We start from the raw sequence: 24,821 nt of genomic DNA on the forward strand, positions 1-24,821 counted from the left end.
TCCTCGTGGACGGGTACGTAATCGCGGCCGTCGGCAGTCTTGGCCGGGTTGGCCGCATAAGCGGGCTTGCCGTCGGGGTCCTTCCAGTAGAGAACCCGACGCTTTGCTTGCGGCATTGTGGCAGCAGGCTCAACCTGAGACGCGCCCTCGCTTATCTGCAAGGATGAGGAATTAGGCCAATGCCCCTTGCCGATCCGGTACCCGACCGCGGTCGGCACCAAAACGATCAAAAGACCTGCCAGCACGAACACCAACTTGCGCATGGGTAGGTCCTCAGTCCTTCGCGGTGAAGACGACGGTGCCCTGCACGGTTTCGGGCTCGCTCTGTATCTTGGCCTGAAGCTTCAGGGCCCAGCCGCCGGCCATCGTGAAGTCAGCCCGGAATTTGTAGACGCCGGGCTCGCTCTCGGTCAGCGGCTCGATCTTCGTCGCCATGCCCTCCATGTTCTCAGGAGACATGTCGAGCCGCGTTCGAAAGATGATCGCGTCCTTGACCGGGGTGGCGCTTGGTTTGTGGACGAGCCGAACAGCGATTTCGCTGCCAGGACCGTTGTGCACCTCGGCCTTGATCGCCTCGAAGGCATAGTCCTGAGCCGCTGCGAAAGCTGCCATGGGGCTGGAAGCCACCATAAGGCCAGCGAGCAGCCGCGCTCTGATGTCGGTTCTCATCTCAATCTTCCCTGATTATGTAAAGGCAACGGCGATGCGCTGCGCACGCGATCAGCAGCGGACGCGCTCGGAAAGCGGCCGCGGACTCGCGCGATTGATCAGGAGATTAGACGATGGGTATGGGTGGGGGAGGCCCAGCTACAAACGGGTTGTAGGCATCTGCATCCCAGAGGAGGACTTGCGCACTTGCACCCTGCACAAGCTGCGCAGTGTCCGGTAACAGGGCCGCACCAAACGGCACCGAGCACTTGACGGAGCAGCCTGCCATGGCACCCGTGCAATCACCCTTGCAGCACGGGTTATCCGCGCCCTGATCATGCATTGGACAGGGCTGAGCGAAGGCCTGCTCAGTGGCCAAAGTCACGCCAATGATGGACCCCAGGGTAAACCCCACGGTCAGCAGCAACACAGCGATGGCGCGCCTTAACGACATGAAAGACTCTATTTGTGCCCCTGACATGATGGGGTAGGGACGTGGTTTCGTCAATTCCGGAGTTCATTCACTTAAGAGCATGGATTGCCTGAGTTTTACGTTCCATCTTGAATTAGAAGGATAACATTCATTTTTCAGCAATCTCACAGCGCCTATCGAGCAGGTCCGGGCCAAATGCGAGCGACCAATCGGCGCCCGCAATGGAAAGCGGAACGGCCACAGAGCCACTAAGTGACCACGGCGAGGCTGTCGCCAGCCATGGCTGCAGGAGGACGATAGCCCTCCTGCCTTGTTTGTTACATTTCACCGATAGCGGCTGGATGATCGGTAATGATCATGCCGCGTATTGGGATGATCTTCGTGGAAATCTCCGTGCAGATCTTTAAGAGCTCGATGATAGGCCCGGTGTTCTCGCCTGCTATAGAACCCGTCCTCGTGGGCGCGCGCATGGGTTTCGCCAACGCCGCTGTGGAACTGGTAGTGCTTCCGGTGATTGCGAGTATGCCTGTCATAGTCGTCGTGCGCGAATGCAGACACAAGGGGTGTGGTCACCAACAACAGCAATACGCTGCTTGCCAGAATAGTCTTGTTCATGAATTTATCTCCTTTGCTCGACTGATCGTTCCGGCGCGTCGCACACACTTACTGCCGGTGTGCCCACCGGTTCCCGCAGTCAATCTGCCAGCAAAGAAGAGCGCACGTGAAGCAGACCCGAACGTTGCGTTCATACGCGGTTCAGGTCGATGTCTGGCACAAACGCTCGTCGAGCGTGTGAAGAGATTTGGTTGGCAAGTGAGTGCTATCCGTCGGCTAACGGACATGTGTGGCAGTTGGAGGCCCCGTGGCAGTTCAGAAGGCAGCCTTTGTTCCGCGTAATCAGAGCCGAGCTTCCGAATGCGGCTATCGTCTCCTCGGCCATCCCTCCACATTGATCTCCCGCATCACTGCACAGCTGATCTCAGTCGGCAATTTGCACTCGCCGAGTACGCACGCTCGATGCTTTACCAATCAGCGGTTACGTCCTGGGTTTCGGTAGTTGCGGTACCTGCGGCGTTACTGGACACCCTACACTGAAGATGCCCGGTATGCAGTGCCCAACCTTGTGGTGAGCCTGCGTTACTACTTCAAATCCCGTGACCGTTAGCGTGCTCACGAGAAAAGTGATCTTTAGAGTTTTCAGCATTGCCTATTACTCCCGAGTTTTTGAATGACTTGGCCGCGCAGACTTGAGCCGCGCTGCGCGCCAGGCCCGCAGCTTGGCCACGGGCCTGGCGTACCGGCAGCTACTTGCGTGGCGGCTTGGGCAGCGTCGGACCCGGCTGCGGCGCCGGTATCCATATTGTGCAACCACCCTTCGTGATGGGCATTGCGCACTGCTTACCTGGCTGATAGTGCGCCTGCGCCAGCCCGGCGGAGCCCGCAATGGCCACCGAGGCCAATGCCAAGGCAACGGCTAAAGATTTCAGCATTGTTGTTACTCCAGAGTTTGGAAGGTCTTCACTCGCCGCGCAGCGGCGAGCTGCGCAGCGTCAATGCCGAGCGTCGCCGCTCGCATTTTTCATGTGTGAAGGATCAAGCTCGAGGAGGCGGAGTAGGGGGCTGCCAATTGAGCCCGTCGTGCAAGTATGGCACGCAACCACGCAGCGCGTAGCGGGTTAGGGCCAGACCGAAGGTGAAATCGGAAGCCGGGGCCGGTTGCACGCAGTGCGTAGCGCACATGTTCACGGGGCACCGGATTCACGGGGCACCGGACGTTGACGTCGCAACAGAAACATTCTTGATCGGTCAGCGGTGTCGCGTCGGCCGCATTTTCCATGGACGTCATCGGCACCATGCGCATTCCATACGCAGCTTGCACCGGCGCCAGAGCGAGCCCCGCGCTGATAAAAACAGCAAGGATGGTGCGAACGAGCTTCATGCGCACTGCCTCGGCGGGCGCGGATCCAGCGCCCCAGAGTAGAGATAGTCTCCGCCACGCGCGTAGGCAAGATCACGGCCGCAATCTCGCGCCTGCGAGACGTGCAGTATGATCTCATCCTTGCCGCGGTTGATCGTTTTGCGTCGATGCTGAGCCTGGAGCGACTGACAGAACGGGAGAGAAGGCGCGGCATCCGGGCACTGCGTTTTGACGATCTCCCAAACGAGCACTTTTCAAGCGTATCCGTGATGACGGTCAGGCCCAGACCGGCGAGGATGGAGCGAACCAGCGGGCGGGTTTCCATGCCGTTGGGCCAGTGAATGCTGGGCCAGTCTTTCCGTGACGGGCGAGGCGGGGTTTTGGTGGTCGCTAGGATGATTCCTGCTGTCAACGGTTGATGGACGATCCGTAGAGGTAGTGCTCACAGCCGGGCACGGCGCAAAGGCAGCGGCCCCAAAAGGCACAGTGCTGCCAGCCGGCCATACAGGCCTGGGATATGGCGAGTTCGTAACGATCATGAGAAACGCGCTTGCCATCGTGCGCGCCGTTTTGCGGCCGCCGTAGCTGTGTTTGATGAGATTCATGCGGCGGCCTCCCCGGCGGGTTTCGGGTCAAAGCCTGGAGCTTGTTGTTGATGGCCACGATCAGCGGCGTATGCGGTGCGGCGGCGCGCCGGCCGCGGGAGGGCTGACGGAAATCGCTGGAGGTCAGAAAATCCTTGACGGCCGGAGAGCGCGTCATCGGAGCAGGCGCGTTGGGGAACAATGCGGCCAGCATATCGGCGCGTGTGGCAGCAAGCTCGTTGAGGACGAGCTTGGCCTGCAGGGCGTGCGCGTGAACAGCCAGCATGCCGGTTCCGGCTGAGGGTTCGAGCACTTTGTCCGTCTCAGTGATGGCGGCGGCCTCGGCGGTGATGAAGGCGAGTTCGAGGGGTGTGGAGAATTGCTGGAAGGCCTGGCTGTCTTCCGAGCGGCGGGTGTGCGTTGGGATGAGATCGGCAAGGGAGCGCAGCATCGGCAGAATATTGCGCGGCGCGCCGGCGCCTTGACGCATGGCGGGAAGGTACGTCTGCAGGAAGATGATGAGTGCGGCTTCGCAGGCCTCGCACGCATCCTTCCATTGCCATAGGCCTTCATTGTTGTTTGCCTGAAATACGCTACGCATCGTATCGCGCAGGGCGTGGGTTTCGATCTTGGTCCCCTGCTCGAGGAGCGGGACAAGCAGCTGGGCCGCCTCAAGGATGCGGGTGCCTTTGGCTTGCGCGGGGACGTGTGTGTTGGACTGGGTGCGTGCAGGGCTCTCCTGAAGGATGTTGGATTTTTGCATGATGGCTCCATCGTTGCGGTTTGAGCCGCTGGAGCTGCCTTGCCCTCTGCAAAGCCGCTCTGCGGCGCCGCATGCGATGCCATCCTCTTCTTTTCAGGGAGCATGTTGGGATGGGGCCGGCGGGTCCGCGTCTTGTGGCGAAGAACCAGCAGGGATTATTTTGAGGTATCTGTACGATTAGAGAACCCGTCGCAAACGACCAAGGCAGGAGCAATGCACAAAATACGCGCGGTGGCAAAGTCGACCAGAGATATTGACCACATAAGCTCTACAAAATCAGAATTCCACTAAGTAAAAAACATCTGCACGCCGTGGGTGCCGAGGGAATAACCTGTCCATGCGTGAAATGGCTCGCCCTCCGCAATCCCGGATTGGAGTACGTAACAATGTGGAACGAGAAAAGACAACGCCGCAATAAAGCGAACTACGAAGTTGTTCTGGTCGGGCTGCAGGATCTCTTGCAGCCGGAATACACACTTTTAGTCCGGGTCGCCAAAGCTCGGCGTTTTCAATCTTTTCTGTGCAACTGGGCATTCTCCAGCAATACCTGCCGAGAGCATGCCAATTCGCAGCGGGCCGGTTAACGTGAGGTTGCGAAGAGGAGGTCCCGCGGAGTCGAGCCGGCGTTAGCCGAGGCAGTGCAGGATGAACAGTGTCTGGCAATCCTTGCATTCGCAAGTTCTGACATCTCCGACGATGACGCTGATCATTGCAGGACCGTTACAAATTATTGCGCCGTTGATGCCGATCAACCATTGGCAAGACGATGCTTGCTATGAACCGGACAAGCGTGCGAGCAGATCGCTTGTTTGACTGCCTGAATTATCGGAGGGGCGAGGTGCCGCAAGCTTTCAAGTACGGATATGGTGTCGTTTCCACAGCGCCAGCGCGCCAGCTCCGCGCCCAGTCAGTGGCCACAATCTAAGTGTTTCGAAGTGCCTTCTAGGATCCCAACTGTAGAGGCCTCAATGACTGGCTTGAGAATCTGTGCGGGCAAGGGGTGCGTCGGGGGTAACCGAGAAATGCGAGCCAGCTCGCCCGATAAAATGGCAGCGATCCGAAGTCCTGCTTCGATTGCAACCGCAGTATCAATTCTTCTCGGCAACACGTCTTCGGCTGCGCCCGCGCAAGTCGGCGCAGATCGTGAACAGCATCATACTCAAGTTGCTCCTCCGCCGGCCGCTGGATCTGAGCTGGCACCTGCCGACAAAGGCAATAGCCCGTCCGAGATGCCAAAAGGTGGAATGTTCGGGGATGGCACGATGGATAGCGGCATGATGCAGTTGATGCAGCGCTGCCCGATGATAGGCGGGAAGATAGGTAGCGGTGAAGCTGCGGCCCACTCCCGGAGACGCATTGCCTTCCTTAAGGCCGAGCTTGCCATCACAGAAGCCCAGACCGGCGTTTGGGACACTTACGCTGCCGCACTCAGGAAGAACCTCGAAGGCAAGCGGTCAGCGCGCGAAGTCAGGAAGAAGATGATTTATGCCAAGTCGCCGGTCGGGCGACTCGAGCTGCACGTCACGGCCATGGAAAGCAGGGTTGGGGCATTGAAGGAGATGAAGCCGGCACTCGCGGACCTAATGCCGTGCTGAGCGATGACCAGAAGAAGACGGCACACGAGCTGCTCATTGGCATGGACTGCATGATGTTAGTCTAAAGGGAGAGCTCAAATGTGGAGAGATGAAGGTATGAAAGCTCTCGACCTCAAGGGCCGCAAGGTCCTGGTCGGTGTTGCAATTGCCGACTGTCTTGCCAGGTGGGCCGCCAAGCACTTTCGTCAAGCCTACCTGAGCGACAAGGCCAGACCGCATGCCTCGCGCTGGCCGCAGAGATCTTTTTTCGCCGTGCGAAGTGTCCCACGTAGCGGCCATGGTCTTTCACTGAGGGCAGGCCGGTCGAAGGAGAGCGAGACGGAGTACTTCGGACAGAGGTGGTGTGCGAGCGGCATCGATGATCATGGTCCATTTTTGTGAAGCGATTGGCTTACAGGCCTACGAAAATAGGGTGTGTCCCTCGGCTAAAGGAGCGAAAGGATGAAGACTGTCAATCTGCATGTGGGAGATCTTCTTTCGCCTCTCGGAGCCCATGGCGTTGAGAGGCAATTGACAAAGCTGGCCGGTGTCAGAGCGGCGGCTGTCAACTCTGTTTCCGGTTGCGCCACGGTCACATACGACGAGCAACAGATCAATGTGCCTGCAATAGAGCAGGCTATCGAGCGCTGCGGTCACCATTGTGTTGGCGCGTTGGACCCGAAGCATCTATGCGAGGGTCGCAAAACAGCTCGCCAAGAATTTGCTCTAGGGAAGAAACACGACGACCATACGCATGGTGATCACGACATGCAGCGTGAAAGCCGCCAAACACAGCACGGCCACGCTCCCGCGAACGATCTCGGGCAAAAGCGACTCCCTGATCACGATGGCGGTCATGAGAAGATGGACGCTATGTCTCATGAAATGGGGCACGGCGCCGGCATGGATATGCAGGACATGGTCCGCGACATGCGGAACCGGTTCTTCATCAGCCTCATCTTCACCATTCCTATCTTTGCTCTTTCGCCGATGGGAATGGAGATCGCGCCATTGAAGCCGCCATTTGGCCTTGAGCTCAATCTCGTCCTGTTCTTCCTGGCGAGCGGCGCGATCCTCTATCCGGTATGGCCTTTCCTCGTCGCCGCCTACCGGGCGCTGAGGAACGGCGTCCTCAACATGGCGGTGCTGGTCGTTCTCAGCGTCGGCACGGGCTATCTGTTCTCTGTCGGAGCGACCTTCTTGTTCGATGGTGAGCAGTTTTACGAAGCCTCTGCCGTGCTGCTCGTCTTCATTCTCCTTGGACACTGGCTTGAGATGCGTGCCCGCGCCGGGGCCTCGGCAGCCATCCGCGCTCTCTTGGATCTTGCGCCGCCAAAGGCAAACGTTTTCCGGGGTGGACGCGAAGTTGAGGTGCCGACAGCGGAGGTCGCGGTGGACGACATCGTCGTGATCCGCCCCGGCAACAAGATCCCGGTAGACGGGAAAGTCATCGAAGGGCGATCGACGGTCGATGAGTCGATGCTGACTGGTGAGTCGATGCCGGTCGACAAGAAGCCCGGCGACACGGTCATCGGCGCCACGATCAACAAGAGCGGGACTTTCCGCTACACGGCCACCAAGGTCGGCGCCGATACGGCGCTGGCGCAAATCGTCAAGCTGGTGCAGGAGGCGCAGAACTCGAAGGCGCCGGCACAGCTGCTCGCGGATCGGGCCTCCCAATGGCTTGTGCTTGCAGCAGTCGTTATTGGGCTTCTCACCTTTGTGGTCTGGTTCTGGTGGATTGGCCAGCCGCTTCTTTTCGCACTCACGCTTACGATCACGGTGTTCGTCATCGCGTGTCCGGATGCGTTGGGACTCGCGACGCCGATGGCCGTCATGGTCGGCACGGGGCTCGGCGCAATGAACGGCATCCTGTTCAAAAACGCTTCCGCACTCGAGGATGCAACCAAGCTCGATGTCATCGTCTTCGATAAGACCGGAACACTCACGATGGGGAAGCCTGAGGTGGTCGAGATTGTCACGGCAAGTGGGACCAGCGAGCAGCTGGTGCTGGCAACAGCGGCCTCGGTCGAGGCTGGCTCAGATCATCCGCTGGCTCAGGCCATTCTGCGGCGAGCGGAAGGCATTGCGACAGCAAAAGCTGAAAGCTTCGTCAATCTCGAAGGCATGGGCGCCAAGGCGATGATCGCGGGAGCGGAGGTGTTTCTCGGCAATCGCCGGCTGATGGATTCCCAGAAGATCGATGTTGGACTTCTCAAGCCCGACGCCGAACGGCTGCAAGGCGCGGGTCGGACCGTTGTCCATCTCGCTAGCGACACGAAGATTCTTGGTCTCATCGCCATCGCCGACGCGCCGCGCCCAACTGCGACCGCAACCATCAAGAAGCTGCAGGAGCGCGGTGTTCTGGTTGCCATGCTGACCGGCGACAACAAAGGAACAGCGGAGCGCATAGGCCGCGAGCTCGGTATCGACATCGTGCTTGCTGACGTACTGCCGGGCCAGAAAGCGGCGAAGGTCAAGGAGCTGCAAGCGCAGGGCAGGAAGGTGGGCATGGTGGGTGACGGCATCAACGACGCACCGGCACTGATCCAGGCCGACGTCGGCTTCGCGATCGGCGCGGGCACGGACGTTGCCCTGGAAAGCGCCGATGTCGTTCTGATGAAAAGCGATCCCTACGACGTCGTGGGCGCGATCGAGCTGTCGCGTGCCACCTTGCGCAAGATGCACCAGAACCTCTGGTGGGCCGTTGGCTACAACATCATTGCCTTCCCGCTTGCTGCGGGGATCTTCTACCCGTTCCTGCTCAGCCCAGAGATCGCCGCACTCGCAATGTCGGGCAGCTCGGCACTGGTCGCGATCAACGCGCTCATGCTCAAGCGCACAAAGCTGTCGGGTATCAAGCAAAGCAGCAGCCCAGCCCCGATCCCGGCTTTAGAAGAGGCCCGCGCATGATAGATGCGCGGGCAGAACCGCAGTTTTCTGCCCCGGCACTGGCAGCGATGCTCCTGGCCGTGTCTACGGTCTCGGCAGGCTACGGTATCGTGTTGCCGATCTTGCCTCTGATGCTCCAGGTCATCGATGGCCCAAACGCAGCCGTCGAAATATCGCGGCATACCGGTCTTCTGACGGGCCTTCACGCGCTTGCCCTCTTTCTATTTGCGCCTGTCTGGGGACGCCTCTCGGACCAGTATGGGCGGAGGATAATCTTGTGTATTGGTCTTTTCGGCTTCGGCGCGAGCCTGCTTTTGGCTACCCTAAAGCTAAGTATTGGCCTGCTTTATGTTGAGCGCTTCGTTACCGGTGTCTTCGCGGCGGGGATCACTCCGGTTGCGTCGGCCGTGATCGCCGATCAAGGCGGAAGCGATGAATGGCGTGCGCGGCGCATCGCGTGGGTGAGTATGGCGGCGATCTCGGGTTTCCTGCTCGGGCCGATGCTCAGTGGCTTTCTAGCAACCCTCTCGAAGGCAACGTCCTCAGGAGAGAGCGTTCGATCGTATGAACTTCCATTCCTCGTTATTGCCGGCGTTGCCCTGATCGCGGCCACAACGGTCCATTTATTCGTGCCGAATAAGGCGACAGAAGTTTCAGCGAGCGCAGAACGAAAGCGCCCATCCAGCTCTTCAGGAAGCACCCAAACTCTCCTGCCCCTTCGCGCGATTAGCTTTCTGGTTGCGGCGGGAGTCGGCGTGTTCGAGGTCGGTCTTGCGCTGCGCGGCAATCAAGAACTCGGCATGGCGCCTGCGCAAGTCGCAATGATGTTCGCGGCGTGCAGCCTGGTCATGTTCGTAGTCCAGGCCGTCGTGTTCTTGCCGAGGGTCAAGCCGGCCTGGACCCGATGGCTTTTTGCACCGGCCCTCGGCGTCATGGCCCTTTCGCTTCTGCTCGTTCCACGCATGACCGGATTCGCGCCTCTCCTTGCGACGGTCGCCGCCGTGGCCGCCAGCGCTGGAATCCTGTCTCCGGTCCTCACTTACTGGACCTCGCTCGAGAGTGGCAATACCAAAGGTGCCGGGCTCGGAAAGCAAGCAGCCGTCGTGAGTCTCGGGCAGGCGCTCGGCTCCGTCGCCGGCGGATCGCTTTATACGATTGCGGCCTTACCCGCGGCACCATTCGTCGTGACCGCGATCCTGCTCGCGGGTGCGGCCGTTTCAGGGTTTGGATTATCTCGACACCTTAAGGATGACCACGCGCCGCCGAGCGGCGTCGCGCCTCGCGAAGGCTCGTGCGTCTCAGCGGCGACCCCTAACTCGGAACGATAACAAACGGGAGATCCTTCCATGCCCCAGTCCAATGTTGTTCTTTGCGCTCCCGTACGTACGGCGATCGGAACCTATGGCGGGTCATTGAGGGGCATCGCGGCCTCGGACCTCGGCGCGGCAGTTATCAAAGAGACGCTTGAGCGCGCGAAGTTGAAAGGGTCCGATGTGGACGCTGTCGTCATGGGGCAGGTCGTCCAGGCCGGCTCCAAGATGAACCCGGCGCGTCAAGCCATGCGCGCGGCAGGCCTACCCGTTGAAGTGCCCGCCATGACTGTGAACCGGGTCTGCGGCTCGGGCGCCCAAGCGATTGCTTCGGCTGCCCAGGAGGTCATGCTTGGCCACGTCTCATGCGCCGTCGCAGGTGGCATGGAGAACATGGACCAAGCGCCGTACCTGTTGCCAGGTGGTCGCTGGGGCTACCGCATGGGGGACGCGCAGGTTTACGATAGTATGCTCCGGGACGGCCTGAATGACGCCTTCTCTGACCAGCATTCCGGATGGCACACCGAGGACCTTGTCGCCAAGTACCAAGTTACGCGTGAGGCTCAGGACACATGGGCCCTCAGAACACAGAAACGGTTTGCCGAGGCGCAAGCCGCCGGTCGGTTCGCGGACGAGATCGTATCCATGGAAGTGTCAGGCTCAAAAAAACCTATCGTTTTCGATAAGGACGAGCACAATCGGCCCGATACGACGGCGGAGTCGCTGGCCAAGCTCAAGCCCGCATTCCGCAAGGACGGCACGATCACCGCCGGGAACGCCCCCGGTCTCAACAGTGGCGCAGCCGCTCTGGTCGTCGCCGACCGCAAATGGGCTGAAAAGCGCGGCCTAGAGCCGTTCGCTCGCCTCGTGTCCTACGGCGTTGGCGCGGTGGATCCCGGCATGTTTGGTCTCGGGCCCGTACCCGCGGTCCGGCAAGCGCTCGAGCGCGCGGGCTGGCGCGTCGGCGATGTCGAGCGCGCGGAAGTGAACGAGGCCTTCGCCGCCATCGTGATCGCGTTGATCAAGGAGATCGGTCTGCCTGAAGACATCGTCAATGTCGAGGGCGGCGCCATCGCCCATGGTCATCCGATCGGGGCAACCGGGGCGGTCCTGACAACGCGGCTTCTTCATGCGATGCGCCGCGACGGCATCAAACGCGGTCTCGTCACGCTGTGTATCGGTGGCGGCCAGGGCATAGCGCTGGCACTCGAACGGTCATGACGCGATCTCACCGGGAACTACAAGGTACCCAATGTTCATGAATCGGCGCGTTGTCCTGGTGGTTGGCTCGTTGCTCGGAACAGCTCCTTGCGGTGGCGCTGCGAGTGCGGCGGCCGATGGCCTATACCAGAGTGCTTCGGGGGTCGCGGCATACCTCGGTGTGGTTCCCGCAGAGATCACCAAGGGTCACGAGCCGACCCAGCCTCAGGGTCCGATGCACGGCGGAGTGAGGGATGGCGGGTATCAGTATCACCTCGTGGCCGCAGTATTTGACGCCAGCAGCGGGGAAAGGATTACAGACGCCACTGTAACTGCGCAGGTATCGGCACTAGGCGTCGGGGGCCCCACCAAGGCGCTCGAGCCCATGACCATCGCGGGGGCCATTACTTATGGTGCTTACTTCAACTTGCGAACCCGCGACCTCTACATAATCGTGCTCGCGATCAAGCGGCCGGAGGCCGGGCAACCGATCACTCTCAAGTTCACTTACGACCATCGCAATCGCTGAGATCCGCGGCAGACTCCGCTGAAAGCCGCTCTCGTTTCAATTGGAGTTTGAGAGGATGACTCACACACCGAAAGACGATGACGTGGATTACGAGGGAGCCTTTCACCGCGCTCAGATCGAGCTCGTGAAGTTCCAGAAACACGTCATCAAGCACGGGCAGAAGGTTCTCTTGATCTTCGAGGGCCGCGACGCCGCTGGCAAGGACGGAACGATCAAACGTATCGTCGAGCACCTTAGCCCGCGCGAGACGCGCGTCGTTGCGCTCGGCGCGCCCTCCGATCGCGATCGTAAGGCCTGGTATTTTCAGCGTTATGTTGAGCATCTCCCCATAGCCGGCGAGACAGTTCTCTTTAATCGCAGCTGGTACAACCGCGCAGGCGTTGAGCGCGTAATGGGTTTTTGCACCGAGCAGGAATATGAGGAGTTCATGAAGACCGTGCCGATGTTCGAGCAATTGCTCGTGCATTGCGGCTTCACGATCCTCAAATATTACCTCGACATTGGTCGCGAGGAACAGGAAAAGCGCCTAACGCGCCGCAGGAAGGACCCGCTTCGTCAGTGGAAGCTAAGTCCGATCGATGCCAAAGCGACAAAGCATTGGGAGCACTATTCCAAAGCTCGGAATGCGATGTTCTCGCAGACCCATGGCGTGCTTACCCCATGGATCATTGTGCGGGCAGACGATAAGCGAGCGGCAAGGTTGAATGTCATCCGCGATCTTCTTTCGCGCTGTGAGTTTCACGGCAAGAACCGTCATGGGGAGTTGCCGGATCCCAATCTCGTGTTTCTGTTCGATGAGCGCCATCTGAAGACCGGCATGATAGCGGAATGAAAAAAGGGGTTCGCTTTTGCGCCAGAACAAAGATTCGTCTCGAGCCCTGATGTCCACCTACATTAGGCTGCTGCGCGTTTATGGATAGGAGAAGGGGGCCATGAGCCTATTTAGCGATCGACGAGTGCTCGGAATCGGTCTGGCCATTCTAGCTCTTGGACTTGCAACGTGGGGCGGACTGTTTGGCTTTCAATCCGATGACAGCGGCGTCATCGTCCTGCAGGGCAACGTCGACGTCCGCCAGGTCAACTTAGGATTCAAGGTCGCTGGCCGAATTGCCGATATGAAGGTCGATGAGGGCGATCGGGTCGACGCCGGCAAGATCGTCGCCTCGCTTGACAAGTCCTACTTTGCCGACGAGGTGCGCCTGGCGCGTGCTCGGGTGGCTGCTCAAACCGCCATCGTTACGAGGCTCGAGAATGGTACCCGGCCTGAGGAGATTGCCCAAGCACGTGCCGTCGTCGCCGAGCGTGAGGCCACAGTCGCGCTAGCCGAGGCGACGCTGAACCGGCAACAAGACCTCGCGGGTCGTGGCGTTTCTCCCCACCAGCGGCACGATGAGGCGACCGCTGCGTCCGAGCAGGCGCGAGCGGCGCTTAAATCGGCGCAGGAGACCCTGAAGCTCGCCGAGATCGGACCGCGACGCGAGGACATCGATGCAGCCAAGGCACAGCAGGAGGCCGAGAATGCGGCGCTCGCACAGGCGGAACGCAGGTTGGCCGACGCCGATCTGAGTGCCCCGAATGAGGGCGTGGTGCTGACGCGTGTCCGCGAGCCTGGCGCCATCGTCGGTGCGGGCGAGACGGTTTATGCTGTGTCTATCACCTCACCCGTATGGGTGCGCACCTATGTTGCGGAGCCTGACCTTGGACGCATTCTCCCCGGGATGTCTGTGGAGGTGCAAACGGACGGGGGGAAGATCTATCGGGGGCAGATCGGCTTCATCTCGCCAGTCGCCGAGTTCACGCCAAAGTCGGTCGAGACCAAGGAACTGCGCACGAGCCTCGTCTACCGGCTCCGTATCGTGGTCGAGGGAGATACGGCGGGACTTCTCCAAGGAATGCCGGTCACGGCTCTGGTGAAGAGTGGGAAGGAAAGCTGAGCCATGAGCGAGGCACTCGTCCAACTCAATCGGCTCGTGAAACGGTTCGATGGCATGCCCCATCCGGCGGTCGCCGAAATCACGACCGCAATCATGGGCGGAGGGATCACGGGGCTTGCGGGCCCGGACGGCGCGGGCAAGACCACGCTGCTTCGCTTGATCCTGGGTTTGCTCAAAGCCGATTCGGGCACGCTCAGCGTCTGCGGGCGCGACCCTCTCTCGGAGGCTGCCGAGGTGCGCGATCTCGTAGCCTACATGCCGCAGCGGTTCGGCCTCTATGAGGATCTGACGGTCATCGAGAACCTGACGCTCTATGCCGACCTCCGCGCTGTTGTGGGTGAAGAGAGGCGCGCGGCCTTCGAGCGACTTCTTTCCTTCACAAACCTTGCTCCATTCGGGGGCCGCCTCGCGGGTGCGCTTTCTGGAGGCATGAAGCAGAAGCTTGGGCTGGCCTGCGCGCTCATTCGGACTCCGCGCCTGCTGCTCCTCGACGAGCCGAGCGCTGGCGTCGATCCAGTCTCGCGCCGCGAGCTCTGGCGCATGGTTCGGACGCTCACCGATGAAGGCATTGGCGTTGTCTGGAGCACCGCTTATCTCGACGAGGCGGAGCGATGCGAGCGGGTGCTCCTAATGAATGACGGCAGGTTGATCTACGAAGGCTCGCCGTCTGGGCTCACAAACCGCATGGTCGGGCGCAGCTTTCACGTCCGCAATGCCGGAGAGGGGCGCCGGGGGGTTCTCGCCTCCGCCGCCAAGATGCCCGGCGTCATCGACGGCGTGATCCAGGGCGCAAACGTTCGCATCGTCATGGCGGCTGGGGCGGCACCGCTTTCGGCCGAAGACTTCAAAGGCGTGTCACAAGTTGAGGTCACCCCAGTGCCGCCCCGCTTCGAGGATGCGTTCGTCAACCTCCTTGGCAGTGCCACCCCTGCCGTGTCTCGCCTTGCCGCGGGTACGCGTCGAGCGAAGCCGGATGCGGGCCCAGTGGTGGAGGCTAAGGAGCTGACCCGCCGGTTCGGTTCTTTTACGGCAGCCGACCGGATCTCATTCTCGATCGGCAGGGGCGAGATCTTCGGTCTGCTAGGGCCAAATGGTGCCGGGAAATCGACGACATTCAAGATGCTGTGCGGCCTCCTGCGCCCGACCTCAGGCGAGGCGCGTGTCGCTGGTCTCGACGTCGCGGTGCAGACGTCCGCAGCGCGGAATAGGCTCGGCTACATGGCGCAGAAGTTTTCGCTATACGGAGACCTTAGCGTCGCCCAGAATCTCGCATTCTTCGCCGGTGTCTATGGCCTTGCTGGCGCAAGGCGCCGGCGCGCCGTCGAGCGGGTGACGGAAGCATTCAGTCTACAACGGTACTTGAACACAAACGCGGGAATGCTGCCGGCCGGCTTTAAGCAGCGCTTGGCGCTTTGCTGCGCGGTCATGCACGAGCCGCCGGTCCTTTTTCTCGACGAGCCGACGTCGGGCGTCGACCCGCTGACACGTCGGGAATTTTGGGCCCATATCAATGCATTTGTGCAGAGCGGCGTCACGGTGATGGTGACGACGCATTTTCTCGACGAGGCCGAGTATTGTGATCGCATTGCGCTCGTTTATCGTGCGCGCGTGATTGCGGCCGGAACTCCGGACGATCTGAAGGACAGCGTACGGACACACGCGCTTCCCGACCCAACGCTTGAGGATGCATTCATCGCTCTCGTCGAGGCTGACGACAAAAAGGTGGCCGCATGAGCGTGCCGGAGGCCGCGTCCGCAGATCGCCTTCGCCGCATCATTGCGCTGATCCGCAAGGAGACGCGCCAGATCCTACGTGACCCGAGTACGGTCATCATCGCGATTGTCCTCCCTCTGACCCTCCTCTTCCTGTTCGGCTACGGCGTGTCCTTCGATGCGCGGCGTATCGAAATTGGCCTGGTCATCGAGGATCCCACGCCGGAGACGGGCAGCTTCACGGCCTCGCTCACGAACTCGTCCCTCTTTGCAGCGCGCACGGCTCGTGATCGGCGTAACTTTGAGAGTGACCTCGTCGCCGGACGGATCGATGGGATCGTCGTTCTTGGATCCGCCTTTTCCGCGCAGGGCGCGCGCGGCGACCGCGCGCCCATCCAGGTCATCGTCGACGGCAGTGACCCGAACAAGGCGACCCTGGTGCGCAACTACCTCCAGGGTGCCTGGGGCAACTGGCTCATCCAGGAGGCGATCACGCGCGGCGAGCGCATGACTTTCCCGATCTCAGTTGAACCGCGTGTCTGGTTCAACCCCGAGATCGCCAGCCATCACTACCTCGTACCGGGCTCGATCGCGATCATCCTGATGCTGATTGGCGCGCTCCTTACGGCGCTCGTGATTGCGCGTGAATGGGAGCGCGGCACGATGGAGGCGCTTCTCGCGACGCCCGTAGGCATCATCGACCTCCTGGCAGGCAAGCTCATTCCCTATTTCGTTCTCGGCATGATCACCATGGCCCTAGCGACCGGCACGGCCCTCTTCCTGTTCGGTGTTCCCTTCCGTGGCTCGTTCTCCGTGCTCGCGCTCATGACGGCCGTGTTCCTCACCACGGCATTGGCCCAGGGCCTTTTGATCTCCACGCTGGCTCGCAATCAACTCGTCGCAGCCCAGAGCACGCTGATTTCGGCGTTCCTGCCGAGCTTCTTTCTGTCGGGCTTCGTGTTCGAGATCGCCGGCATGCCCTTGCCGCTCCGGATCATCTCTTATGCAGTTCCCGCAAGATACTTTGTCTCCGGCCTTCAAACGCTCTTCCTTGCCGGCGACGTGTGGAGCGTCATCTGGCCGAACCTCGCCGGGATGGCGGTTATTGCCGTCGTCTACATCACCTTGACTGCCGTCAAGACCAAAACAAGGCTCGATTGAACCATGCGTTCTTCCCTGTGGTCGCTGATCGTCAAAGAGCTTCTCGCCAATTGGCGCGATCGTCGCAATCGGATCATCCTCCTAATTTCACCGATGATCCAAGTGCTGATCTTTTCCTTTGCCGCGACGCAAGAGGTTAAGAACGTGACGCTTGCCGTGTTGGACGAGAACCGTAGCGTCCTGTCGCGCGAGCTTATCTCGCGTTTTGAGGGCTCGCCCCAGTTCTCGCAGGTCATACGCCTCCAGGGTGTGACCGACATTGCGCCGACAATCGACTCTCGCACCGCGCTCGCGGTCCTGCACATCGGGCAAGAGTTTTCCCGCAATCTTTCGGCCAGGCAGCCGGCTAAGGTCCAACTCATTCTCGACGGCCGCAGTTCGAACGCGGCGCAAATTACCCAAGGTTACGCGGTCGAGATCATCGATCGTCTGAATGCGGAGATCGCCCAGGGAGCCGGCCTTCGCGGTCCGCCTAGCGTTGTGGTGGCGCGCACATGGTTCAACCCCAATTCGGATACGCTGTGGTCGACGGTGCCTGGCTTGTTCGCGGTCCTCACGACCACCGTTGGCATGATGGTATCCGCCCTATCGGTCGCGCGAGAGCGGGAGCTCGGGTCTTTCGAGCAACTCCTCGTCTCACCCCTGACGTCGTTGGAAATTCTCGCCGGCAAAGCCTTATCGGCGCTGCTAATTGCTATCGCCGAAACCACCATCATCATGGTGATCGCCATGTACGTGCTCGGCGTCCCGATGGAAGGATCGATGGTGCTACTCTATGGCGCGATGATCGTTTATCTCCTCTCCATCATAGGAATCGGACTGTTCATTTCCTCACTGTCCTCGACCCAGCAGCAGGCCATCATTGGGGTCTTCATGTTTCTCGCTCCAGCAATACTTCTTTCCGGATATGCCACCCCTGTCTCGAACATGCCGGACTGGCTGCAGACGTTGACACTCGTGAACCCGGTTCGGCATTTCGTTGTCATCGCGAAAGGCGCGTTCTTGAAGGATCTGCCTATCGACGTGATCGCGGCTCACCTCTGGCCGCTGGCCCTAATTGCAGCGGCGACACTTTCCGCTGCAACCTGGCTCTTTCGGCACAAGACAGCGTAGGTGTCTTGGGATTTGTCAGAGCGCGGTCGATATCGGTGCGCCTCAGGTAACTCGCGACATCCATCGGAGACCCCAAGTCTGGACAAGCGCGTGGAGGTGAGGCTCTATGTCGCCAGCGCCCAACGCTGCCAGCGGACGGCCAGTCTATTGGGGCAACAAGCTCCGCAGCGACTAACACGGGCGAGAACTCTGCATGTGTTTTTCGGCAGAAGCCAGCTACACGGCCGCCGCGGTTCTTCTGCCTGCCGGCGGCTTCGCAATCCAGAGAGCGTACCATACAAATCAAAACTACCTGCCGATCGCCGCGCTGCCGCTGTTCTTCGGCTTACAGCAGCTCTTCGAGGGTCTCGTCTGGACCGGCAACGCCATCTCCAGCGACAGCATGGTCCAGCGGTACTCATTGGCTTACATGTTCTTTTCGTGGCTAGCCTGGCCTGTCTGGGTTCCGTTCTCGACATACTTCCTGGAGCCATGCCGCCGACGATACATCTATCTGATCTTCGCCATTATGGGCGGCATGCTCGGCGCCATGCAATACTTCCCCTATTTCGCGCATGACGGATGGTTGGTAACAAAATTCTTTCCAAATGCGATCAGCTATCAGGGGGCTGTGCTCTTTGACTACATTGTGCGGCGCGAATTCACGTATGCGATCTATCTCTTCGTAATCATCGTCCCGCTCCTGTCATCTTCGGATCGGCACGCTCAGCTTTTCGGCGTTCTGATAGCAATTGTAGTGGCCATAACGTACCTATTTTTCAAATTTGCGTATATCTCGGTATTCTGCTTCGGCGGGGCCCTGATGTCGCTTTATGTTGTTTACATGGTTCTTGACGAACCCGGGCCTGCGAGGGACACCGAAACGGTACACTGAAAAAATCGCCTACGGCTCGCGATCCGCCTTGTCCGCAATCTACATTGGGCGGGATTTAACTATCCGCACGCCTGAGATGAAGGTGACGAAGTGGGGCTGGATTTTGGTCACGCTTTACATGGGGCCGGTTGCCTTCATCGTGTACTGGTTCTCTGGGTCATTGGCAGCAGGCGCAGTCACTCGGAGACTGGACACTGGTCGGATGCACGGTGTCCCCAGCCTTCGAATTTGCGGGCTTCGAACTCGCCCCTGACGGCTTTGAACCGCCACATTCATAGCCTTGCGGGCGCAAGAGCCACACTTGCCGCGAACCCGCCCGGCACACACGAGAAGTTCATCCTGCCGCTCTGGAAGCAGGCGGTCGGCTGATATGCCGATGTCAATGCCGATGCCAAATTTGAGAGAAGGTATCGGCTGCCTGGTGACGACAGATGATTTGGCATTTCGGCCATTGAGGCCGACTGGACCGTGAGGAGGTCGATCTGTAGCATTCTCTACGCTGTCGAAAACGTAACCGGATTTGGTAGTCATGAGCATCGAGACGCAGCACGAGATCGAACGACTCAACGCTGACTGCACGTGCATCACGCTCGATCGGGAGCAGCTTTGCCGAGCCTTCGAGCAAGTTGTCGGGGACCCGGCCTTTTGTCACGACCTCGCGGTGACTCATCCGTTTCTGTTATCCGCACAGCCGATGTTTCTCTCCGCCGCTCATGCTGAGCGCATGCAGGAGATCATCAGCAGCATCGAGGCTGTCGCGAGCCGACCATCGTACCAGTCAGCCGTTTTCGAACATGCGCCCGAGATCGCTCGGTTCCAGCCGGGTCCCGTCGGCGTTTTCATGGGCTATGACTTCCACCTGGAGCGCGACGGACCAAGGCTCATCGAAATCAATACCAACGCCGGTGGGGCATTGATCAATGCCTACCTCTTGCAGGCACAGCGCGCTTGCTGCAGAGACATGGCAGTGGGCGCCGCCATGCATTTCAACCTGAGCGCGCTCCTCACCAAATTCATGTCCAACTTCGAAATGGAGTGGCAACGGCAAGGTCGCGCGGCTCCGCTCCGCTCGATCGCGATCATCGACCAATCACCGGGGCAGCAATATCTATATCCGGAATTTGTGCTGTTCCAGCGGCTATTTGAGGCGCACGGCATTGCAGCCGTCATCGCAGCGCCCGAGGATCTATCGCATTGCGACAATGCGCTGTGGTGCGGAGAAAAGCGCATCGACCTCGTCTACAACCGGCTTACGGATTTCTATTTCGAACAACCCGAGAGCAAGATGTTGCGAGCGGCCTATTTGGCAGGCGATGTTCTCGTGACACCTTCGCCAAGGGTTCATGCTCTTGTTGCCAACAAGCAGAACCTCACCCTTCTAACGGACGAGAATACGCTGCGGAAATGGGGTGTGGCGGACGGCGTGATCTCCACCTTGCTGCGCGGCATCCCCCAGACGGTGCTGCTAACGCCCAACAACGCCGACGCGTGTTGGACTCGCCGCAACCAGCTATTCTTCAAGCCGAGCGCGGGTTTCGGTGGTAAGGCGGCCTATCGTGGCGACAAGATCACGCGCAAGGTGTGGAGTGACATCCTGAATGGGCCGGCGCCCTATGTGGCCCAGGAAATAGTGCCGCCCAGTGCTCGGACCATTGCTATCGATGGCGCGTTGCGGACGATGAAGGCCGATTTGCGCAGCTACACCTACGACGGCAAGGTGGAGCTGGTTGCCGCGCGGTTGTATCAAGGCCAAACCACCAACCTTCGCACTCCAGGCGGCGGCTTCGCGCCGGTCTTCATCGGTGACGGCGCCCCGGCAAAATCATGTCGATGAGCGAAGGCACAAAGCGCGGATTCAATTGCGTCGGCACAAAAGCCCTACTAGCGGGAATTGATGTCAGCGTTCGATCGCGTCGGGAATTGGTGCGCGGTCAAATCAAGAGTCGCGAGATGGCTTGGACGGCCATCATGCCGAAATCGCTGCTGAGCCCTTCGCGGCGATCAAGCCAACGAAATGTTTGAACCTCATTTCATTTTTCAAACGTTCCGCGGATGAGTTCCACCGAGGGCTACCTCAAGTATGTTTTCTGATTGCGACATCGCCCCGCCATTCAGAGTGTGCGAGTGCTACCAGTGCCCAGCTCATCCAGAATTGGGCAGTCTGGGCGGTCATCACCCTTACAGGCGTCAACGAGGCGGCTCAGCACGTCAATAATCGTCCGATGTGCTTCCATGCGGGTCGTGACGGCCTTCTGGTGGCGCTCGGCCAGGACTCGAACTTTTCGGCTCGGTCGCTTCGTATCGCGCCAGAGCCCAAGCAGCTCACCGATCTGCTTGATGGCGAAACCAAGGCTTCGGGCGCGCTTGATGAAGCGCAGCTCGTGCACGTTGCGCTCGTCAAAGACCCGGTAGCCATTCGCGCCCCGGCCGGCCGGGCTCAGCAATCCTATGCTTTCGTAATACCGGATCAGCTTAGCTGAGACACCGGAAAGGCGCGCCGCGTTAGCGATACGCATCGTTAGAGCCTCCAAAGTTCGCGATTGACCTTCCAACCGCTGGAACGTCTAGCGTCGCAGATGGTGGCCGTTCCGTCAGCGCATCGAACGCTGCAATAATTTGTAACAAAACCAGGGGCGAGCGTCTGATTTGAATCAAATGCGTGGTGGCTTGTACTTGGGTACAAATCGGTCTGAAGAAAACAAGAGTCAGCGCGCAGGCGAGTGTTTGCAATCACCACCAGATGCACACCGCCCGCCATTTAGCGAGGAGCAAGCATGACAACCTTCATCCGTGAGCCCGCATCGGCGACGTACTCGGTGCCTGTTCCCTTGGTTGCGGTTGGCCTAAGTCTCAGCCTGTTTTTCGCCATTACATTTGTCCTTTGCGTCCTTTTCGGGCTGCTCGTCTCAGAGCGGGGGGTACACGAGCTTTTCCCGACAATCTTTCCCGGGTTCGTTTGGCTGACCGGACCGGGGTTTCTCATCGGCCTTGTCGAGAGCTTCTTTTACGGCTGGTACGCGGCGCTTCTTTTCGGGTGGCTGTTCAACTTCTTCGCGTCTAAGCGCGTGTAACAGGAGACTCTCATGGCCGTTGCAAGGAAGAAATCCGCATTCGAGACGCCCCGACCCACATTGCCGGTTACGTCCCCGGCGTATCACGCTGGTGTGCGCTCGTCGCACATGGGGCGGGATAAAGAGCAGCCGGGTAAAGAAGCTTTCAGCGCCGCCCCGTCTTTGTGGAACTCGGCCCTACCGTCTCCCTTCGACGTTCTCGCCTATCAGCGCGACGTGCTCGAACGCACAATCCTGTTCTTCGATACCTTGCGCCGGCGCGCAAACAACATGCTTGACCACGAGCGAGCGGGCCTCCCGCCTGTCCTCAACTTTAAATATGAGATGTTGCTTGACGCGCGTCAGTTCGAGCGCCCGGCGAACTATGCGCTGTTACGCATCACCGAGGTGGGCGAAGACTGCTGGGACGATTGCGTCGACCCGGCCAAGCCACCGGTGATTGTCTTCGATCCGCGGGCGGGCCATGGCCCGGGCCTTGGTGGCTTTAAGCGCGAGTCCGAAGTCGGCGTGGCGCTGCACACCGGCCACCCGGTCTATTTCGTCGTGTTCTTCCCCGAACCCTCGCCCCATCAAACGCTCTCCGACGTGCTCGCCGCGCTCCGCCGCTTTGTTGAAGACGTGGCCGCTCGCCACGACGGCAAGGCACCGGTGCTTTACGGCAATTGTCAAGCGGGTTGGGCAGCGACGTTGCTGTCTGCCGACTGCAAGGGTCTGGTTGGGCCGGCAGTTCTGAATGGATCGCCATTGTCGTACTGGGCCGGCGAGGCTGGCGTAAACCCGATGCGCGTTATGGGTGGTTTCGTTGGCGGTGTCTGGCTGACCCATTTCCTCGCCGATCTCAATCAAGACCGTTTCGATGGCGCATGGCTCGTTCAGAACTTCGAGAACCTCAAACCGGGCAATGCCGTTTGGGACAAGTACGCCAATCTGTTTACCAAGATCGACACCGAGACCGATCGCTTCCTTGACTTCGAACGCTGGTGGAATGGCTTCTACCGGCTGAGCGGGGAGGAGATCGTATCAATCGTCGAGGACTTGTTCATTGGCAACAAGCTGGAGCAGGGGCAGGTGCGGATCGACGACCACTGCACCGTCGATCTCACCACCATAAAGAACCCGCTCGTGATCTTCGCCTCCTACGGCGACAACATCACGCCGCCGCACCAAGCACTCGGGTGGGTCCCTGCCGTCTACAAGAATACTGACGCCCTGAAGAAGGCGGGGCAGCGCATCGTCTATCTGACCAACCCGCACGTCGGGCATCTCGGCATCTTCGTCTCGGCCAGTGTCGCCCGCTTTGAGCACCGCGCGATTTTGGAAAACCTCGCCGAGATCGAGGCGCTCCAACCCGGCCTCTACGAGATGAAGATCAACAATCCGACGGGCGACCCGGATTGTGAGCGAGAGCAGTACTCCGTGCGCTTTGAGCCGCGCAACGTTGAGGATCTGCTCTTCGACTATCCGCGCAAAACGTTCGAGCGCGTGCAGCAGCTCTCGGAGCTTAACGAGACATTCTATCGCACGTTCATGAGGCCCTGGGTGCAAGCCATCGCCAACCCGTGGCTCGCGCAGTCAATACAGTGGCTGCATCCCATGCGGATGAAGAGCTACCTTTGGTCGGAGCAATTCATGCCCTGGATGGGCGCCTTCGCGGTGCTCGCAGACGCGGTCGCCAAGAACCGGCATGCCGTTCCGGACGATCATCCGCTGATGGCGCAGGAGCGCAAACTGATCGCTGAGATCTCAGCCTTCTGGGATACGGCACGCAGGATCCGCGATGCCGCGCAGGAACGGACGTTCACGAACATATACGGAGATTGACATGGTTCCGGCTCTGCGAGCTTTTCTGAAGGGGATCGTGCAAGAAGGCACGCTTGAGGTCGAGACGGCAGCCGGTACGCGGTTCGCCGTCGGCGACGGAACGGGTGAGGCTATTGCGATCCGCTTCACGGACCGGGCCGCCGAGCGTCAGATCGTCCTCAATCCGGCACTCGCGTTCGGTGAGCTCTTCATGGACGGCCGCCTCGCCGTCACGCAGGGCTCGATCTATGACGTGCTCGCGCTCGCGTCGTCCAATCTTGCTCTACGGGACCCGCCCGGGATCGCCAAATCGCTCAGCAGGCTTCGCACCGCGGTCCGCACGCTCAAGCAACGGAACAACGCGCAGCGCGCCAAGCGCAACGTTGCGCACCACTACGACCTCGATAGCCGCCTCTACGATCTCTTCCTCGATCCGGACCTGCAGTACTCCTGCGCCTATTTCGAGCGCTCGGACCAAAGCCTGGAAGATGCGCAGACCGCCAAAAAGCGCCATATCGCCGCCAAGCTCCTCGCTGAGCCCGGACATCGTGTTCTCGACATCGGCTGCGGCTGGGGCGGTCTCGCGCTGTATCTCGCCGACCTCTGCGGTGCTGGGGTGACGGGCGTCACCCTCTCCGAAGAGCAGCTCGGAATCGCAAAGGGGCGCGCTCGAGAGCGCGGACTCGACACACGTGTCAAGTTCCGCCTGCAAGATTACCGGGCGGTAGCAGAACAGTTCGACCGGATCGTATCTGTCGGCATGTTCGAGCATGTGGGCGTCGGCTACTACAGCGCCTTTTTCAGCAAAGTAACGGAAATCCTGGCCGACGACGGCGTGATGCTGCTCCACTCGATTGGACGCGTGGACGGGCCAGGCGCGACCAATCCTTGGATGGAAAAATATATCTTCCCCGGAGGCTGTGTTCCCGCGCTTTCTGAGGTGCTCCCCGCCGTAGAGCGCGCGGGTCTTGTCGTCACCGATATTGAGATCCTGCGTCTGCACTATGCGGAAACTTTGAGAGCATGGCGGGAGCGCTTTCTCGCCCGGCGCGAGGAAGCGAAGACGCTCTATGATGAACGCTTTTGCCGCCTGTGGGAATTCTACCTTGCCGCCTCCGAATGCGCGTTCCGCCACTCGGGCCTCATGGTCTTCCAGATCCAGCTCGTCAAGCGTCAGGAGTCGGTTCCACTGACGCGCGACTACATTGGCCAGCGTGAGGCGGCGCTGAGGGCCAAAGAGTGTTGCCAGCCGGGCCTGAGGATCGCCGCCGAGTGAACACGGACCTTGGAAAGTTGGAGGATTGA

The 24,821-nt window shown here is 60.0% G+C and carries 20 protein-coding genes and 2 pseudogenes; 17 read left to right on the forward strand and 5 right to left on the reverse strand.

Features of this window, described 5'->3' with window-relative positions; translation table 11 throughout:
• The 4 genes and pseudogenes from K2Y42_RS19630 to K2Y42_RS19645 all read right to left on the reverse strand — a co-directional run.
• Positions 1-263: pseudogene (locus K2Y42_RS19630) on the reverse strand (hypothetical protein); the annotation flags it as partial.
• Between the two features lie 10 nt (positions 264-273).
• Positions 274-669, reverse strand: coding sequence for a FixH family protein (locus tag K2Y42_RS19635; RefSeq protein WP_291155976.1), 396 nt, complete (start codon positions 667-669; stop codon positions 274-276).
• 736 nt (positions 670-1,405) lie between these two features.
• Positions 1,406-1,696 carry a hypothetical protein gene (locus K2Y42_RS19640; RefSeq protein WP_291155978.1) on the reverse strand — a complete coding sequence of 97 codons (291 nt, stop codon included), beginning with the start codon at positions 1,694-1,696 and terminating at the stop codon, positions 1,406-1,408.
• Between the two features lie 1,711 nt (positions 1,697-3,407).
• On the reverse strand, positions 3,408-4,346 hold the full coding sequence (locus K2Y42_RS19645; RefSeq protein ID WP_291155980.1) for a hypothetical protein: 939 nt from the start codon (positions 4,344-4,346) through the stop codon (positions 3,408-3,410).
• A gap of 386 nt (positions 4,347-4,732) precedes the next feature.
• Between K2Y42_RS19645 and K2Y42_RS19650 the strand changes: the two genes are divergently transcribed.
• The 14 genes and pseudogenes from K2Y42_RS19650 to K2Y42_RS19715 all read left to right on the forward strand — a co-directional run bounded on the left by K2Y42_RS19650 (position 4,733) and on the right by K2Y42_RS19715 (position 20,479).
• Positions 4,733-4,930 (forward strand): hypothetical protein, encoded by a 198-nt coding sequence (locus K2Y42_RS19650; RefSeq protein ID WP_291155982.1) that lies wholly within the window; start codon positions 4,733-4,735, stop codon positions 4,928-4,930.
• A gap of 438 nt (positions 4,931-5,368) precedes the next feature.
• Positions 5,369-5,941 (forward strand): Spy/CpxP family protein refolding chaperone, encoded by a 573-nt coding sequence (locus K2Y42_RS19655; RefSeq protein WP_291155984.1) that lies wholly within the window; start codon positions 5,369-5,371, stop codon positions 5,939-5,941.
• 441 nt (positions 5,942-6,382) lie between these two features.
• Positions 6,383-8,833, forward strand: a complete 2,451-nt coding sequence (locus K2Y42_RS19660) for a heavy metal translocating P-type ATPase (RefSeq protein ID WP_291155985.1) — start codon at positions 6,383-6,385, stop codon at positions 8,831-8,833.
• Positions 8,830-10,140 (forward strand): MFS transporter, encoded by a 1,311-nt coding sequence (locus K2Y42_RS19665; protein ID WP_291155987.1) that lies wholly within the window; start codon positions 8,830-8,832, stop codon positions 10,138-10,140. Before K2Y42_RS19660 ends, K2Y42_RS19665 begins: the two co-directional genes overlap by 4 nt.
• Positions 10,141-10,158: 18 nt before the next feature.
• Positions 10,159-11,343 carry an acetyl-CoA C-acetyltransferase gene (locus tag K2Y42_RS19670; protein ID WP_291155990.1) on the forward strand — a complete coding sequence of 395 codons (1,185 nt, stop codon included), beginning with the start codon at positions 10,159-10,161 and terminating at the stop codon, positions 11,341-11,343.
• A gap of 364 nt (positions 11,344-11,707) precedes the next feature.
• Positions 11,708-11,851, forward strand: coding sequence for a hypothetical protein (locus K2Y42_RS19675; RefSeq protein ID WP_291155993.1), 144 nt, complete (start codon positions 11,708-11,710; stop codon positions 11,849-11,851).
• Between the two features lie 55 nt (positions 11,852-11,906).
• Positions 11,907-12,683: a polyphosphate kinase 2 gene (gene ppk2 / locus K2Y42_RS19680; protein ID WP_291155996.1), complete on the forward strand. Its 777-nt coding sequence runs from the start codon at positions 11,907-11,909 to the stop codon at positions 12,681-12,683.
• A 100-nt stretch (positions 12,684-12,783) separates the two neighbouring features.
• Positions 12,784-13,785 carry an HlyD family efflux transporter periplasmic adaptor subunit gene (locus K2Y42_RS19685; RefSeq protein WP_291155999.1) on the forward strand — a complete coding sequence of 334 codons (1,002 nt, stop codon included), beginning with the start codon at positions 12,784-12,786 and terminating at the stop codon, positions 13,783-13,785.
• A gap of 3 nt (positions 13,786-13,788) precedes the next feature.
• Positions 13,789-15,519: an ATP-binding cassette domain-containing protein gene (locus tag K2Y42_RS19690; RefSeq protein WP_291156002.1), complete on the forward strand. Its 1,731-nt coding sequence runs from the start codon at positions 13,789-13,791 to the stop codon at positions 15,517-15,519.
• Entirely contained in the window at positions 15,516-16,658 is a 1,143-nt protein-coding gene (locus K2Y42_RS19695; protein ID WP_291156005.1) for an ABC transporter permease, read from the forward strand. The genes K2Y42_RS19690 and K2Y42_RS19695 overlap by 4 nt, the downstream gene beginning before the upstream one ends.
• A 3-nt stretch (positions 16,659-16,661) precedes the next feature.
• Positions 16,662-17,771, forward strand: a complete 1,110-nt coding sequence (locus tag K2Y42_RS19700; RefSeq protein WP_291156008.1) for an ABC transporter permease — start codon at positions 16,662-16,664, stop codon at positions 17,769-17,771.
• 193 nt (positions 17,772-17,964) lie between these two features.
• Positions 17,965-18,645 carry a DUF6629 family protein gene (locus K2Y42_RS19705; protein WP_291156011.1) on the forward strand — a complete coding sequence of 227 codons (681 nt, stop codon included), beginning with the start codon at positions 17,965-17,967 and terminating at the stop codon, positions 18,643-18,645.
• 155 nt (positions 18,646-18,800) lie between these two features.
• Positions 18,801-18,923, forward strand: a pseudogene (locus K2Y42_RS19710) (cupin domain-containing protein); the annotation flags it as partial.
• A 251-nt stretch (positions 18,924-19,174) separates the two neighbouring features.
• Positions 19,175-20,479 carry a hypothetical protein gene (locus K2Y42_RS19715; RefSeq protein WP_291156014.1) on the forward strand — a complete coding sequence of 435 codons (1,305 nt, stop codon included), beginning with the start codon at positions 19,175-19,177 and terminating at the stop codon, positions 20,477-20,479.
• A gap of 277 nt (positions 20,480-20,756) precedes the next feature.
• Here K2Y42_RS19715 and K2Y42_RS19720 read toward each other — a convergent pair whose 3' ends face one another.
• Positions 20,757-21,161, reverse strand: a complete 405-nt coding sequence (locus K2Y42_RS19720) for a MerR family transcriptional regulator (protein WP_291156017.1) — start codon at positions 21,159-21,161, stop codon at positions 20,757-20,759.
• A gap of 258 nt (positions 21,162-21,419) precedes the next feature.
• Here K2Y42_RS19720 and K2Y42_RS19725 point away from each other — a divergent pair, with 258 nt between their 5' ends.
• Genes K2Y42_RS19725 through K2Y42_RS19735 form a run of 3 tightly spaced genes read left to right on the forward strand, consistent with a single transcriptional unit; the run spans position 21,420 to position 24,792 of the window.
• Entirely contained in the window at positions 21,420-21,716 is a 297-nt protein-coding gene (locus K2Y42_RS19725; RefSeq protein WP_291156020.1) for a DUF5676 family membrane protein, read from the forward strand.
• A 12-nt stretch (positions 21,717-21,728) separates the two neighbouring features.
• Positions 21,729-23,537, forward strand: a complete 1,809-nt coding sequence (locus tag K2Y42_RS19730; RefSeq protein ID WP_291156023.1) for a DUF3141 domain-containing protein — start codon at positions 21,729-21,731, stop codon at positions 23,535-23,537.
• A 1-nt stretch (position 23,538) separates the two neighbouring features.
• Positions 23,539-24,792 (forward strand): cyclopropane-fatty-acyl-phospholipid synthase family protein, encoded by a 1,254-nt coding sequence (locus K2Y42_RS19735; protein WP_291156026.1) that lies wholly within the window; start codon positions 23,539-23,541, stop codon positions 24,790-24,792.
• The last annotated feature ends 29 nt before the right edge of the window (positions 24,793-24,821 follow it).

This window comes from Hyphomicrobium sp., from assembly GCF_019744875.1.
Classification (GTDB): Bacteria; Pseudomonadota; Alphaproteobacteria; order Rhizobiales; family Hyphomicrobiaceae; genus Hyphomicrobium_C.